The organism is Chryseobacterium sp. FR048, from assembly GCF_056844665.1.
The window spans coordinates 1-14,378 of the sequence record NZ_JBXDSE010000010.1; the positions used below are offsets into that span (position 1 = coordinate 1).

General features: G+C 37.6%; 10 protein-coding genes. 7 read left to right on the plus strand and 3 right to left on the minus strand.

Features of this window, described 5'->3' with window-relative positions; all coding sequences use genetic code 11:
* Nucleotides 1-430 precede the first annotated feature (430 nt).
* From AC106K_RS23235 to AC106K_RS23250, 4 genes are all read left to right on the plus strand, one after another.
* Nucleotides 431-889 carry a hypothetical protein gene (locus AC106K_RS23235; protein ID WP_047095165.1) on the plus strand — a complete coding sequence of 153 codons (459 nt, stop codon included), beginning with the start codon at nucleotides 431-433 and terminating at the stop codon, nucleotides 887-889.
* A gap of 224 nt (nucleotides 890-1,113) precedes the next feature.
* Nucleotides 1,114-2,019: a helix-turn-helix domain-containing protein gene (locus AC106K_RS23240; RefSeq protein ID WP_482447887.1), complete on the plus strand. Its 906-nt coding sequence runs from the start codon at nucleotides 1,114-1,116 to the stop codon at nucleotides 2,017-2,019.
* Nucleotides 2,020-2,105: 86 nt separating this feature from the next.
* Nucleotides 2,106-3,107: an aldo/keto reductase gene (locus tag AC106K_RS23245; RefSeq protein ID WP_482447888.1), complete on the plus strand. Its 1,002-nt coding sequence runs from the start codon at nucleotides 2,106-2,108 to the stop codon at nucleotides 3,105-3,107.
* Nucleotides 3,108-3,216: 109 nt separating this feature from the next.
* Nucleotides 3,217-4,209 (plus strand): MBL fold metallo-hydrolase, encoded by a 993-nt coding sequence (locus AC106K_RS23250; protein WP_482447889.1) that lies wholly within the window; start codon nucleotides 3,217-3,219, stop codon nucleotides 4,207-4,209.
* Nucleotides 4,210-4,329: 120 nt separating this feature from the next.
* Here AC106K_RS23250 and AC106K_RS23255 read toward each other — a convergent pair whose 3' ends face one another.
* The 3 genes from AC106K_RS23255 to AC106K_RS23265 all read right to left on the minus strand — a co-directional run bounded on the left by AC106K_RS23255 (nucleotide 4,330) and on the right by AC106K_RS23265 (nucleotide 12,154).
* The gene (locus AC106K_RS23255) at nucleotides 4,330-6,528 is read right to left on the minus strand and encodes a TonB-dependent receptor (protein ID WP_482447891.1); all 2,199 of its coding nucleotides are present in this window, start codon (nucleotides 6,526-6,528) and stop codon (nucleotides 4,330-4,332) included.
* A gap of 80 nt (nucleotides 6,529-6,608) precedes the next feature.
* A complete protein-coding gene (locus AC106K_RS23260; RefSeq protein ID WP_482447893.1) occupies nucleotides 6,609-9,422 on the minus strand; it encodes a T9SS type A sorting domain-containing protein in 2,814 nt (937 codons plus the stop codon).
* Between the two features lie 512 nt (nucleotides 9,423-9,934).
* A complete protein-coding gene (locus AC106K_RS23265) occupies nucleotides 9,935-12,154 on the minus strand; it encodes an NADP-dependent isocitrate dehydrogenase (protein WP_482447894.1) in 2,220 nt (739 codons plus the stop codon).
* A 302-nt stretch (nucleotides 12,155-12,456) separates the two neighbouring features.
* Between AC106K_RS23265 and tpx the strand changes: the two genes are divergently transcribed.
* The 3 genes from tpx (at nucleotide 12,457) to AC106K_RS23280 (ending at nucleotide 14,369) form a co-directional block, all read left to right on the plus strand.
* On the plus strand, nucleotides 12,457-12,960 hold the full coding sequence (gene tpx, locus AC106K_RS23270; protein ID WP_047095171.1) for a thiol peroxidase: 504 nt from the start codon (nucleotides 12,457-12,459) through the stop codon (nucleotides 12,958-12,960).
* A gap of 81 nt (nucleotides 12,961-13,041) precedes the next feature.
* The gene (locus AC106K_RS23275; RefSeq protein ID WP_482447895.1) at nucleotides 13,042-13,617 is read left to right on the plus strand and encodes a Crp/Fnr family transcriptional regulator; all 576 of its coding nucleotides are present in this window, start codon (nucleotides 13,042-13,044) and stop codon (nucleotides 13,615-13,617) included.
* Between the two features lie 62 nt (nucleotides 13,618-13,679).
* The gene (locus AC106K_RS23280; RefSeq protein WP_482447896.1) at nucleotides 13,680-14,369 is read left to right on the plus strand and encodes an alpha/beta hydrolase; all 690 of its coding nucleotides are present in this window, start codon (nucleotides 13,680-13,682) and stop codon (nucleotides 14,367-14,369) included.
* Nucleotides 14,370-14,378: the final 9 nt, after the last annotated feature.

The following is a 14,378-nucleotide window of genomic DNA, read 5'->3' on the forward strand; positions in this document are numbered from 1 at the left end:
ATCTTTAAAGACTACCTTTGAATTACTTAACACACAGCAAATTAATCAATTTGCAAATATTAGGAAAGCAAAAGCTTTCCTTTTTTTATGCTCAAAAAAAAGACTGCCTCACTTTTGAGACAGCCTCCATACAATAAATATCCAATGCAACGGCTTTAGCCAAAACTTATAACAACACGCTTTTAAAATCTTCACATCAAATTTCCCATACCAATATAATCGTACTGATCAGACAACTGCTGTTTAACAAATCAATACCCCCTCTCCCTGAATTTAAAATAAATATCATCTAAACTTTTTCCAAAAACCTGGAAAATATTTCAAAGATAATCAGTTGTTTATGGTTTTTCTTAACAAATATTAGCATTTGTGTTTAAGATTTGGCACTTTAATTGACTAAATCAATATGTTTAATTAAAAGAGGAATGAAATGAAAAAGTTATTGTTAACTGTATTGATGGTTGGGACGTTCAGTATGAGCTATGCCCAATCAGACTATTATAACGACTACAGAAGGAGTATATCAGATGTAAACTGGCAGACTGTAGTGGCTGATCTTTTATTGTCTACTACACAGGCTAATCAGGTGTATGCATTAAATGACAGATACCGTGATTATAATTCATGGAATAGAGTGTATGTAGTAGATCCGGGAAGATGGAGAGGAGATCGGTATACTGAACTGGAAAGGATTCTCGGTAGAGAAAAATATATTCTGTTCAAAAAGAGATATTACAGAGGGCAAAATCCTGTGATTATATACGGTAGAAATAAAAACGATTATAAAAAATACCGTAAACAGGAGGAGAAGTATTATAAAGAAAGAGCAAAATACTACAAAAAACAAAATAAACATCGTCATGGTCATGGCCATGATGATTGGGATTAAAACATTCAACTATATATTCACTTTTAAGTGGCTGGCAATCTTGTCGGTCACTTTTTTTATAAATGATATTACCTAATGATTGACTTTGCTTTCAGGAGATATTCAAATATAAAATAAGCAGTTTGCAGAGAATTGTTGTCTTTCTGCCTTACTTCTAGTTTCCTCTTTTGATTTCTAAATTATTTTTTCTTTATTAATTTGTTTGAATTTTATAACTTTGAGATATGGAATCCAACGAATCACTGAAAGGCTTTTATGAAAGAAATGCTTCCAATCTGGGACCACAATGCCTTGCCCCTCACGGAATGGGGCACTTCAATGTATTTTCACGGGAATATTGTTCACCATTAGCGCCTTACAGCAGAAGAGATTATTATAAAATTTCACTGATCATAGGAAAGGGGAAGATCCATTATGCAGACAAATGGATCCGGGTAGACCGGCCTGCATTGATGTTTTCAAATCCTATCATTCCATATTCCTGGGAAGCTGATGATGAAGATCAGAAAGGTTGGTTTTGCCTCTTTACAGAACAGTTCTTACAAAACGGAAGCCGTCTGGGAAACCTTCAGGATTCTCCGCTTTTCAAAATTGGGGGAACTCCGGTATTCTTTGTAGATGAAGCCCAGCAGAGTACACTTTCAGATATTTATACCAAGATGATCACTGAGATTCAGTCCGATTACATCCACAAATACGATATGCTCAGAGCTTATCTTCACCTGATGATTCATGAGACAATGAAAATGCAGCCTGCAGAAAGTTTCGAGCCTTATCAGAATGCCTCACAAAGGGTTGCATCATTATTTATGGAACTTTTGGAAAGACAATTCCCGATAGATAGCCCTGATGCATCCTTACAATTGAAAACACCGAATGACTATGCCCGGAATCTTTCCATTCATGTGAATTCACTGAACCGTTCCGTAAAGGAAATTACAGGAAAAACCACGAGCCAGCAGATTACAGGCCGGATTATCCAGGAAGCGAATGCACTCCTGAAACATACAGACTGGAATATTGCTGAAATTGCTTATGGCCTGGGCTTTGAAGAACCTTCTTACTTTACCAATTACTTTAAAAAGCAAACCGGAACAACTCCCAATGCACTTCGGGCGAACCTTGTTTGAATTTTATAATTCTTAGTTTGAATTCTATACCAAAGGTGATCCACAGGTATTCTAATTTTGTCTCATCAATTAAAATCAATACCGTCATGAAATTTAGAAAATTAGGAAACACAGGAGAGCAGCTGTCTGCCATTGGATTAGGATGTATGGGAATGAGCTTTGCTTACGGTCCTGCAGATGAGCAGGAGAGTATCAATACCCTACACAGAGCATTGGATTTAGGAGTCAATTTTTGGGATACAGCAGATATGTATGCCAATGGAGAAAATGAGAAGCTGATTTCTAAAGTTTTGGTTCCGAACCGAGATAAAATCTTTATTGCCACGAAGTTCGGGTTTAGATTTGAGGGAGGAAAAGCCAGTCACAGTGGTGCTCCGGGAACGTATTTTGATGGCTCACCGGAATGGATCAGACAGGCTGTAGATTTGAGTCTTCAAAGATTAAAAATAGATACAATCGACCTGTACTATGCCCACAGAATAGATCCGAATGTTCCCGTAGAAGAGACTGTAGGAGCTATGGCAGAGTTGGTAAAAGCAGGTAAGGTAAAATACATCGGTTTATCTGAAGCCTCTGCAGAATCGATCCGAAAAGCTAATAAAATTCACCCGATTACTGCTTTACAGTCAGAATATTCGATCCTTACTAAGGACATTGAAAATGAAATTCTGCCAACTATCAGAGAGCTGGGAATATCTTTAGTGCCTTATTCACCGTTGGCAAGAGGGCTTTTTGCCAATATCAGTGAAGTGCAGAATTTTGGAGACGATGATTTCAGAAAAACACTGCCACGCTACCAGCAGGAATATCTTGAAAATAATACAAAACTGGCTAACGAGATCAATGATTTTGCTGCTTCCAAAGGAGTAAAAGGAACTCAGCTTGCTTTAGCCTGGGTTCTGAATCAGGGAGACGATATTATCCCGATTCCGGGTACCAAACGGATCAAATATCTGGAAGAAAATATTGCAGCAGTCAATATTGACCTTTCTCAGTCAGATCTGGATACCATCAATGCCATTCTGAAAAAATACCCGAATGTAGGAGAAAGATACAGTGAAGGTTCAATGAAACTGGTTAATAACTAACATCAATATAACGAACTGAGTTCCCGTATAAAATCAGGAGCTCAGTTTTTTGTTGCTATACTTTCAATGGAAGAATGTACGAATAATGAAAAGGAAAAAAAACTGAATTATGAACAGAAGAGAATTATTAAAGAATGGTTTGTTGGCGGGAACATTAAGCATGATTCCTTTTTCAGGCGTGTTGGCAAAAACTCCGGAATTTCCCGAAAAAACAGAGGATGACCTCTCAGGTTTCAAAAAAATAAAATTAGGAGACCTGGATCTGTTTATTCTTACTGATGGATATATCCGTGAAGATAACCTTGAAACATTTGCTCCCAGAGGAAATGCATCCGAGATGAAAAAGATCCTCAGAGATCATTTCCGTTCTGAACATTATATTGATCTGGCAGTCAATATCCTGCTTGTCAGAACAAAAGAAAAACTGATTCTGATGGATACAGGTATGGGAATATTTGCTGATAAAAGAACCGGGTTCTTATTAAAAAGCCTTCAGAAAGCTGGTTTCTCTGCGAAAGATGTTACCGATGTTTTTATTTCTCATGCCCACCCTGATCATATCGGTGGGATAGTGGATAAGCAGAATAATCCAGTTTTTCCAAACGCTGCCGTTTTTATATCGAAGATTGAGCATGATTTTTGGATGAATGCTTCCATCAAAGATTTTCATAACAGTGCTCTGAAAGCGCAGCCGGAAAAGCTCAATCAGATTATTCCGGCACTTCAGAACATATTGAAAGCGATTCAGCCACAATTGAAATTCTATGACCTGAACAACGCATTGTATGATCATTTCAATTTTCAGCTGGCTCCCGGACATACTCCCGGATTAACTGTCACTACAATATCCTCAGGGAATGAAAAGCTGTTGTATATTGCAGATCTTATTCACTCAGATGTTATACTTTTCCCCCATCCTGACTGGGGCTTTTCCGGCGATACAGATCTGGATATTGCAACCGCTTCGAGAAAGAAATTACTGCAGCAATTAGCAGATACCAAAACCAGAGCATTAGCTTCTCATTTGCCATGGCCAGGGCTGGGATTTACAAAGAAAACACTGCCTGCCTATGAATGGATCGCTGAAAGTTTTATGAATTAAGATAAATAATAGGCTGCAGAGTTTAAGAACTGACAATTGTCCTTTCATTAATCATTAATAAAAATGCCCCTTAAAAATGTCTAACTTTTAAGGGGGCAGTCTAAAAAAGAGCTTTCAATATTAAAAATTATATTTCACATTAAATCCTGTAAAGAAGTAAGCTTTACTGGGACCGGGGCTGACATCGGTGTAAACAGAAGAGTTGTACTGATTGTCTGCATCCGAATCATTAATACTGTTTCCATAAAACAGAAAGGTGTAATTGATCTGATTGGTCAGGTTGTTTCCAATGACAAAAACATCCACATCCCATTTGTTGAAACTATGTTTATAGCCTATTTTTGAGTTTAAAAGGCCAAAACTTTTTACCTTATTGGTGTTGGCAAAATCAGTGTATACACCTCCCATAAAGCTGTAGGTATTCTGCAAATATAATCCGAACCGGGTGTCAAAATCCAGGCCTACAGATAGTTTCGTTTTGGGAACTCCAACTACGTTTTTATGATCATAATTGTAGACATCAGCAGGCTTGCCGCTTTCTTTTAAATAAGTGCTGAAATTAGAATATTTAAAGTCGTTATAGGTATAGTTGACAAAGGGCTGTATTTTTGAAATCAATGAACCGACAGGCTGGTAGGAGTAGCCTATACTCATTTCCAACCCTTTATTTTTTTGATCTCCCGTATTGGCCCAGTAGGTATAAGGTGTTTTCTCAGGATTAGACATTCTAGCTCCTAGCTGGGTAAGTTTATCTTTAATATGGATATTGAATAAAGAAAACTGATAATCAATAGATGTATCCTCTATAAGTCCCTGAATACTGAAGTCCCACATTTTTGCTCTTTCCGGAAGAAGGTTATCATTGGTTGCATTGAGCCCGGAGATAAAAGCATTGGCCGAAGTAGGAGCATTATATCCTTCACTATAGCTGAGATTGAATATCTGGTTTTTCCATATTTTCTGTAACGCAAAATGAGGGGTTGCTACCGCTTTGAACTGTTTGTCAAAAGACAGATCTTTTTTATAAAGGTTTTCATTATTGACTACAAATAAACCAGGAATTGCCAGCAAATCTTTTCTGCTGTAATTGATCTGATTGATACTAACCCCGGCAAGGAACATCAAGTCCCATGGCTTATAAGTAATCTTCTCAACGGCAAAATAATTGGATTGGTTATTTAAATTCTTAAAATAAGAACCGTCTGAAAGAGGTCTCAAAACCGGAGACTCTGTACTTGTTACACTTTTGTAACGATAGTTGGTAATGGTAGACTGAGACTGCTGTATTTCAAGTCCAAATTCTGTCTGGCTTTTGAAATGTCCCCAATCTTTATCAAAATTAAATACAGATCTGAGCCCATAATTAGAAAATGAAGACGTTTCATAGGCGCCGGCAGCAATTCTGTCACCAGTAGTCCCTGTATAAAATAGTGTAGTATGGTTTTTAAAATTAGGGGTAATCTGCCAGATATGCCCGATTCCGACTCTTGAAGTGATGAATTTTGTTTTGGCTCCTCTTCTGATATAAGCAAAGTTTCCGTTGTCAATCCCATTATAATAGTCATCGTAAGAAATCTGGCCGGCAACCTGTTCCAGTGAGTTGCCATGTGAAGCGAGTAGGGTAAGTTTCTGATTTTGATTCAGTTTAAACTCTCCATTGATGTTATAAAAGTTTTTAATACTTTTCCCATGAGGACGGTAGCCGTCACTCCCAATATGTCCATAGTTTGCAGTAATAGAGTAGTTGTCACCAACATTGGTAACGGAAGTTGAACTTTGAAACAGCTTAAAAGAACCTGTATTGAATTGTTCCGAAACAGAAGTTCCTTTTTTGTTTTCAGGTTGTATGTAAAATCTTACGACACCACCGGAGCCACCACCATATAATGTAGCAGCGGGTCCTTTGATGACTTCAACACGGTTGACTAATCCAAAATTAACATCATCTAAGACGGTTACCCCATCTGCTCCCGTAAGCGGAATATTATTAAGATACATTTTAATGCCCCAATTGTTGAATTTCTGATCATTACCATATCCTCTCACAATAATTCTCTGTCCACCAAGCTGTGTTCTTTTTTCAACCTGTACTCCAGCCATTGTACCAAGACTTTGTTCTATAAATGAGGGGTTGCTACGATTGAGTTCATAATCGGAAATGATTTCTGCAGACTGTGCATGTCTTTTGAATTCTTCCCGCTCTTTTATTACTTTTGTTCTTGCGTGAATTTCAATTTCGTCAATATTTTTTTCATTCTCTTGTGCATGGGCGAAACCTATCATTGATAATGAAAGAGCAATTATGTAGTTTTTTTTCATTAACCTTGTCGTTAAATATTAGAAAACAGAAAGGAAAGATCATCTTTCCTTTCTGTTTTTTTATTGTAAAATTTTTATTGTTATTTTTTAATGATTACAGAAGTGTATTGCATTGTTCCGTTTTGTAAAGCTTTCAGTATGTAATCTCCTTTACTTAAACCTTCAATATTAAATTCTTCATCAGATTTTATATTCTTTTTAGTCATCACCAATCTGCCGGAAGCATCATAGATCTCTATATCCATAGACTTCCCGTTTTCAAGCTTGACACGAAGGGGACCTCTGGTGGGATTAGGATATACCTTGTTGCTGAGAAGATTATGAGGAGCGTCTGATGCAGACAGGCTGGTGTTATCTATTCTGGTCGTAAATGCTCCTCTTCCGTAAGTTACCGCAAGAATCGTCTTGTCTGATGGGCGGTAATCAAAATGATTGACTTTAAATTTGCCTAAGCCGTCAGAATATAATGCCCATGTAGGAGAGGCTGCCTGGAAATTAGAAGTTCCCCATACCCCATAATACGTTCCAAGAATCACTTCATTATTATCTTGAGGATTCATAAATATGGCTTTTACAGGAATATCCGGAAGATTACCTTCTTTGGATGCCCAGTTGGTTCCGCCGTCGGTAGTGTAAAATACGCTGGTCTTATTAAAATTGGAAACAGTGACCATGATCTCACTTTCAGAAGATCCAAGTTTAACATCCGAAATATAACCTCCAAAATTATAATTGATCAATGAAGTAACGGGTGTAGTATCTGCATTGGTCACCTTATATAGTTTTCCGGAGGAAAGGCCAATGAAAAGAGTAGTACTTGCTGTAGTATAAGTAGAGGCAAGAATATCTGTAATAAATTCTCCCGAAGCTACTGTTGCAATCGTAATCTGGCTTCTTACCAGGCTCGTAGGAGTCTGAAGACCACTTACCCTGTTCAATACAATTGAAGTGGAGTTTGATGCGTTGGCGTTGGTATAGGCAATATCCAGATTTCTGTCGATGGCAAGAGGATTGATGAATTGTCCTGCATTTCTTAGAGCACTGTCGATCAGATAATACCCTCCCTGTGAATTGAAAACAAAGTGATTATTATAAACATATGAAGCGATTAAATACTTATTCAGATCATCAAAGCCGGTATAAGCTCCATCACCGCCATATACTACGGAGCTGGTATAGAAATTATTGGGTTGTGCGGCACCTGCTAGCTGCTGAGTTCCATTATCCTGTGCTCCCATGATCATCTGCTCGTTAGCAAATGTAGAGGCGGGGTTTAGCGTACCATGATAGAACTGGGTCACATTAAACCTTTTATTTCTCATTCCAAGAGCAGTAGTGGTAGCCAGATTGTTTTTATCCGAAGCAAAGAAGATTCCACCGTCATTCCCTATTACAAATTGGTTGGGATTTCTTGGGTTGAAAACCAGTGCATGTTGGTCGGCATGTACCAGGGATATATTGGTAGTTCCCATAACGTTGTTATTTGACCATTTGGTATACTGGGTCCATGTAGCACCTCCATCGGTGCTTTTATAAGAATCTACCCCTCCTACATACACGTGTTCATCATTGTCAGGATCTGTTTCAATAACAAGATCATAGAATGCTTGCCCTCTGGTAAAATCATTGTCAGGTTGTCCCGTATCTATGGGGTTAGGTAATGTTATTCCTGATCCTGCTACATTGGTAGAGATCCAGGTCGTACCACCGTCTGTAGTTTTTGCAATTCTGACAGGCTCTGCATTTGATGCTCCCTGCATGAGGGCATAAGCTTTTAAAGGATTGGTGTTGGAAACCTCTACCATAACCCTTGAACTGTTGTTTCCTACATTATAGACATTCGTAAAGGTAGCACCATGATCTGTGGATTTGAAAATTCTTCCTCCGGAAGCAGATCCACTGAATCGGCTCTGTCTTGTCGCTACCCAGATAGAATTGTCTGCACCTACTTCTATATCTTGTATGTCATATCCCCGGGTAGCCGTGGAAAGCAAACTGTTTAATAGTGTAAAGTTGGTACCATCAGTAGATTTATACAAACCTGCTTCATATAAGCCGGCAAATGTTGCTGTATCCCCAAAGTAAGTTCCGGAAACTCCGGCATATACTTCTGAAGCCCCATTGTTGTTGACTACTTTTATAGAAGGAACATTATACATTCCTCTTTTTACTCCGGACGTATATCCATTTTCTAAATTGAAAACCTGCTGCCATGTAGCTCCTCCATTGGTTGTTTTCCAGATTCCTAATCCACTGAAATCGCCGGTTTCTACTTCACCGGTTCCTACATAAAAGATCTGTGGATTGTTAGGGTCTGAAGTAATACATGATACCGTTGTGTTAGACCAGAAAGCATCTACCAATGTCCATTCAGAATTTGCATCAGAGATGTCGTTGTTGTACCATAGTCCGCCGGAAACTCCACCTGCCCATACTTTTTTGCCAGTGGTATCATTAGGGTCAAACATAATGCCTCTTACTCTTCCGCCTACAGAATAAGGACCTCTTTCTACCCAAAGATTAGTGATGTTTTTACTAGCGGTATTTCCTTTTCCTTTGGCTCCGTTGAAGATTTTCAACTCTGTTTTAGGCTGAAATTTTCCGCTTTCTACTTTTTTTTCAAGATCCACATAGCTCTGGTTATTTATCGTTCCTGTTTCCGGATCCATTGTAGCAATAAAATCCTGCAGATAATATTCATCAGGAGGTTTCTGATGATGTTCTTTGGCGAACTTTACATTTTTCTGGTAAGCTGTGGTAATATCCTGAATGTGTTTCAGGTATTTTTTGTTTACTTTCGAATCTGAATTTTCTTTCTGTTTAGAATGCTGCTGGGCATTAAGATATAGTGAGGCTATAGTAAGCCCTACTCCGAAAATATATTTTAATTTCATGTTTGTTTTTTTTGATATGTAAAAATATGTTTTTTTATCATAAAAAAACAATGTTTTTATATATGTATGTCGGTTATTGTTTAAATTTTTGTTCTTTTCTTTATTTTTCTTCTCTTTTGTTGTCGATTTTTATTTTTTGATTACATTGGGAGAAGATTTCAATAAGAAAGTCCCTTAATAGGGAACTTATATGTGGATTATTCGGCTTTCTTGAATTCAATAGGGGGGCTACCGAAGTTTTAATAAATAGATTCCGTTTTCCGATCAATCCATCGAAATTGATACTATTTTCCGTATCAGAGCTGGTTTCTGATTTTTTACCTTTATATATAGGATAGAGCTGATAGGGCTGCGAATAAAAGAAGCAGTGAGTTTTTCATGATAATAAATTTAGTTTTTGTGAATATATAGGAAGCACAAAAAGGCTTGTGCTGTTTCAAGAATAGGTTACCAAAATCAAAAACCCCGCAATTTGCGAGGTTTTTGTATTATCAATTGAGAATCCTGAAAAATTAGATTCCGTCAATAATTTCATTTAAAACAGTGCTTGGTCTCATCGCTGCGTATGTTTTATACGTATCCGTTTTGTAGTACCCTTCAATGTTTTGAGGTTTACCCTGAGCACCGATTAATTCAGCGTTGATTACCTCTTCGTTTTCCTGCATTGCCTGTGCAACCGGAGCAAACTGAGCCGCTAGTTCAGCATCAGCTGTCTGGTTAGCCAAAGCTTCAGCCCAATACATGGCTAAATAGAAGTGAGAACCTCTGTTGTCAATCTGACCTACTTTTCTTGCAGGAGATTTATCTGTAGCTAAGAATTTAGCATTTGCTTCATCTAATGCATCCGCTAAAACCTGAGATTTTGTGTTCCCCTGAGTTTGTGCTAAATGCTCTAAAGAAGCCTGTAGTGCAAGGAATTCACCTAGAGAATCCCATCTTAAATATCCTTCTTCTAAGAATTGCTCAACGTGTTTCGGCGCAGAACCTCCAGCTCCGGTTTCGAATAGACCACCACCATTCATCAATGGAACAATAGAAAGCATTTTTGCAGAAGTTCCAAGCTCAAGAATTGGGAAAAGGTCTGTTAAGTAATCTCTCAATACGTTTCCTGAAACAGAAATAGTATCTTTTCCTTCTCTTGCTCTCTTAAGCGTTTCAGTCATAGCATCTTTTACATCAAGAATTCTGATGTCAAGACCTGTAGTATCGTAATCAGCAAGATATTTTTCTACTTTTTTGATGATTTCTCTGTCGTGAGCTCTTCCTTTATCTAACCAGAAAATAGCAGGAGTATCAGATAATCTTGATCTGTTCACCGCTAATTTTACCCAGTCCTGGATAGGAGCATCTTTAGTCTGACACATTCTGAAAATATCGTCTTTTTCTACCTTTTGAGAAAGAAGAACATTTCCAGCTTCATCCTGAACTTCTACAGTTCCGTCAGCAGACAATTGGAAAGTTTTGTCGTGAGAACCATATTCCTCAGCTTTCTGAGCCATTAAACCTACGTTTGGAACAGATCCCATTGTGGTAGGGTCCAGCTTTCCGTGTGCTTTCATATCATCAATTACAGACTGATAGAAACCTGCATAAGAACGGTCTGGAATGATACAAACAGTATCTTCTTCATTTCCGTCTTTGTTCCACATTTTACCTCCGCCTCTTACAAGAGCAGCCATAGATGCATCAACGATGATGTCTGAAGGAACGTGGAAGTTGGTAATTCCTTTATCAGAATTTACCATTGCTACTCTTGGCCCGTCAGCAAGAGCTTTTTCAATATCAGCTTTGATGTCAGCTTCCTGAGCATTTCCTTTGATTTTTTCGAAAAGATCAGCAAGACCATTATTTGGGTTGATGTCTAAAGATTTGAAAGTCTCAGCATATTTTGTAAATACTTCTTTGAAGAAAGTCTCTACGATAGCCCCGAAAATAATAGGGTCAGAGATTTTCATCATCGTAGCTTTAAGGTGAGCAGAAAGAAGTACATTTCTTTTCTTAGCTTCTTCAATAGCTTCCTGAACGAATACTTTCAAAGCATTAAGGTTCATTACAGAAGAATCGATCACCTCACCAGCCTGAAGACCGGCAAAATCTTTCAATACAGATTCAGAACCGTCATTTCCTTTGAATACGATTCTGTATTTTGTAGCATTTTCTAATGTTGTAGAAGTTTCTGTTCCATAGAAATCACCATTGTTCATGTGTGCTACGTCAGTTTGGCTGTCAGATGCCCAGTTACCCATTCTGTGAGGGTTTGCTTTCGCATAGTTCTTAACAGCTTTTGGAGCACGTCTGTCAGAGTTTCCTTCTCTTAATACAGGGTTTACAGCACTACCTAAAACTTTAGCATATTTAGCTTTGATGGCTTTTTCTTCATCATTTTTAGGCTCAGCAGGATAATTTGGAACGGCGAAACCTTTTCCTTGTAATTCAGCGATAGCTGCATCCAACTGAGGAACAGAAGCTGAAATATTAGGTAATTTGATGATATTAGCCTCAGGTTTAGTCGCTAATTCGCCCAATTCTGCTAAAGCATCACCAATCTTTTGGTCATCTTTTAAAAACTCAGGAAAGTTAGCTAAAATTCTTCCTGCCAAAGAAATATCCGGAACTGCGATCTCAATGTCTGCTGATTTAGTGAAAGCTTTTACAATAGGTAAAAACGAGTGTGTAGCCAACATTGGAGCTTCATCAGTAAGTGTGTAATAGATTTTTGATTTTTCTGACATTATACTGTTATTTTTTATTTGAAAATTAAAGTCCCACAAATTTAGTAAATATCATTGTTTTATTTAAGATATTTCCATAAAAAATAGAGGCTTTTGAATCTTTAACTTCAGATCCGTGTAATTGCATCACTTCCGGTTGCATCATTATTTTTTTTAAGGTTACAGACTTATAAGGAATTATATTTTAAGTCTGATTATCAGATGGGTGGTTTTTATTTTTACTTTAAGATTAATTTAACCATAATAAGACGGGAAAAATTTTCTTTTTTGATTAAATTTGAAAAACTAAAAAAATAAATATTATGTCAACGACAATCACTTTAAAAGGAAACGAAGTACACACAATAGGAACTTTACCATCTGTAGGAGCAACTGTAAAAGATTTTGCACTGGTAGATTCAGGTCTGAATGTAAAGACTCTTGAGACCTTTGAAGGTAAAAAGAAAGTATTCAATATTTTCCCAAGTATTGATACCCCTACTTGCGCAGCCTCTTCAAGAAAATTTAATGAAGAAGCTTCAAAATTAGACAATACAGTAATCATCAACGTTTCAAAAGATCTTCCGTTTGCATTAGGAAGATTCTGTGCCGCTGAAGGATTGAATAATGTAGAGACTCTTTCAGACTTCAGAAGCAGCTTTGGTGACGATTATGAAGTGACTATTGCAGATTCACCATTGAAAGGATTGTTGAGCCGTGCGGTAATCGTAACAGACGAAAACAACAAAGTGGTATATACAGAACAGGTTTCTGAAATTGCTGACGAGCCAAACTATGATGCAGCATTGGCAGCACTAAACCAATAGTAGAAATAATCTTTGTAAAAAGCCTTGTGAAATTTTTTTGCAGGGCTTTTTTTGAATATAAAACTTTAAAAATAACACCAAATGACGTCTAATCATTATGAAAAATATGGGGAACTTTTTCAGGTAGACTCAGATCACTTTGATGAATTCTACGCTTTACTTCAGGATACAAAGCTTTTAAAATCAGACTTTTTTCTGAAACAGGGCGATAAATGCAAGTATTTAGGCTTTATAAAAAAAGGAACGATCAGATGTTTCTATATCAATGATCAGGGGCGTGAGATCAACTTCGGATTCTATTTTGAAAATGAATTTTTTACGGATTATGAAAGTATACTTTGCGATACCGTTTCCAATATGAATATTCAGGCCCTGGAAAACTGTGAGATATTGTTGCTGAGCAAAGATCATTTGCAGGCATTATATCAAAAAGAAGCCTATTGGCAAAAATTCGGACGGGTGATGAGTGAAAAAATTTATCTGGATGCCAAAAAAAGGATTGATGATTTAATATGCCTTTCACCCGAAAACAGATACCTCAACCTCCTGAGAAAAGAACCACTCCTTTTCCAGAAAATTGCCCAGAAACATATTGCCAGTTACCTAGGAATTACTGAACAATCTCTCAGTCGTATAAGAGGGCGAATCGTAAATTAACTTAAGTTAACGCCCGATCAGATTTTAGATAGTAGCTTTACTATTATCAAATTTTAATCATTATGGAACAAAAAGATTTAACTATTATTTTGGTGCACGGAGCCTGGGGAGATGGTTCTCACTGGCAATACATCATTCCGTCTCTCGTACAAGCGGGGTATAAAGTAAGAAGTGTTCAGAATCCACTGACTTCCTTGCAGAACGATATTGATAAAACAAAAGATCTCATTGATGCTCAGGATGGGAAAGTTCTTTTAGTAGGGCATTCCTATGGTGGGGCCGTGATTTCCGGAGCTGGAAACCATGATAAGGTAGCCGGACTGGTATATATTGCAGCCTTTGCACCGGATGCAGGAGACAGTCTGGGATCTCTTTTAGGAAGAAGAGAATCTCCGGGTGGGGCAAGTATCTATCCTGACAGCAAAGGGTTTTTATGGATCAGATATGATGAATTTCAGTCTGCATTCTGCCAGGATCTTGATGATGAAAAAGCATTGGTAATGGCATTATCACAAAAACCTATCCACGGTCAGTGTTTTGGTGATGTAGCGGGTGAACCTGCCTGGAAAATACGTCCAAGTTGGTATCAGATCTCATTGCAGGACCGTATGATTCCTGCAGAAACAGAAAAAGAAATGGCAGAACGCCTTCAGCCGAAAAAGATAATTTCTTTAGATGCAGGACATGCTTCATTAGCATCACACCCTGAAGAAGTTACACAGCTTATTTTAGAAGCAGCTTCTTCATTATAAAATTTAAAA

Excerpts from the sequence above, each read along its gene's own strand:
- AC106K_RS23275 (WP_482447895.1), top strand. The coding sequence starts at position 13,042 with ATGACGTCTAATCATTATGAAAAATATGGGGAACTTTTTCAGGTAGAC.
- tpx (WP_047095171.1), top strand. The coding sequence starts at position 12,457 with ATGTCAACGACAATCACTTTAAAAGGAAACGAAGTACACACAATAGGA.
- AC106K_RS23250 (WP_482447889.1), top strand. The coding sequence starts at position 3,217 with ATGAACAGAAGAGAATTATTAAAGAATGGTTTGTTGGCGGGAACATTA.
- AC106K_RS23280 (WP_482447896.1), top strand. The coding sequence starts at position 13,680 with ATGGAACAAAAAGATTTAACTATTATTTTGGTGCACGGAGCCTGGGGA.
- AC106K_RS23255 (WP_482447891.1), bottom strand. The coding sequence starts at position 6,528 with ATGAAAAAAAACTACATAATTGCTCTTTCATTATCAATGATAGGTTTC.
- AC106K_RS23240 (WP_482447887.1), top strand. The coding sequence starts at position 1,114 with ATGGAATCCAACGAATCACTGAAAGGCTTTTATGAAAGAAATGCTTCC.
- AC106K_RS23235 (WP_047095165.1), top strand. The coding sequence starts at position 431 with ATGAAAAAGTTATTGTTAACTGTATTGATGGTTGGGACGTTCAGTATG.
- AC106K_RS23265 (WP_482447894.1), bottom strand. The coding sequence starts at position 12,154 with ATGTCAGAAAAATCAAAAATCTATTACACACTTACTGATGAAGCTCCA.
- AC106K_RS23245 (WP_482447888.1), top strand. The coding sequence starts at position 2,106 with ATGAAATTTAGAAAATTAGGAAACACAGGAGAGCAGCTGTCTGCCATT.
- AC106K_RS23260 (WP_482447893.1), bottom strand. The coding sequence starts at position 9,422 with ATGAAATTAAAATATATTTTCGGAGTAGGGCTTACTATAGCCTCACTA.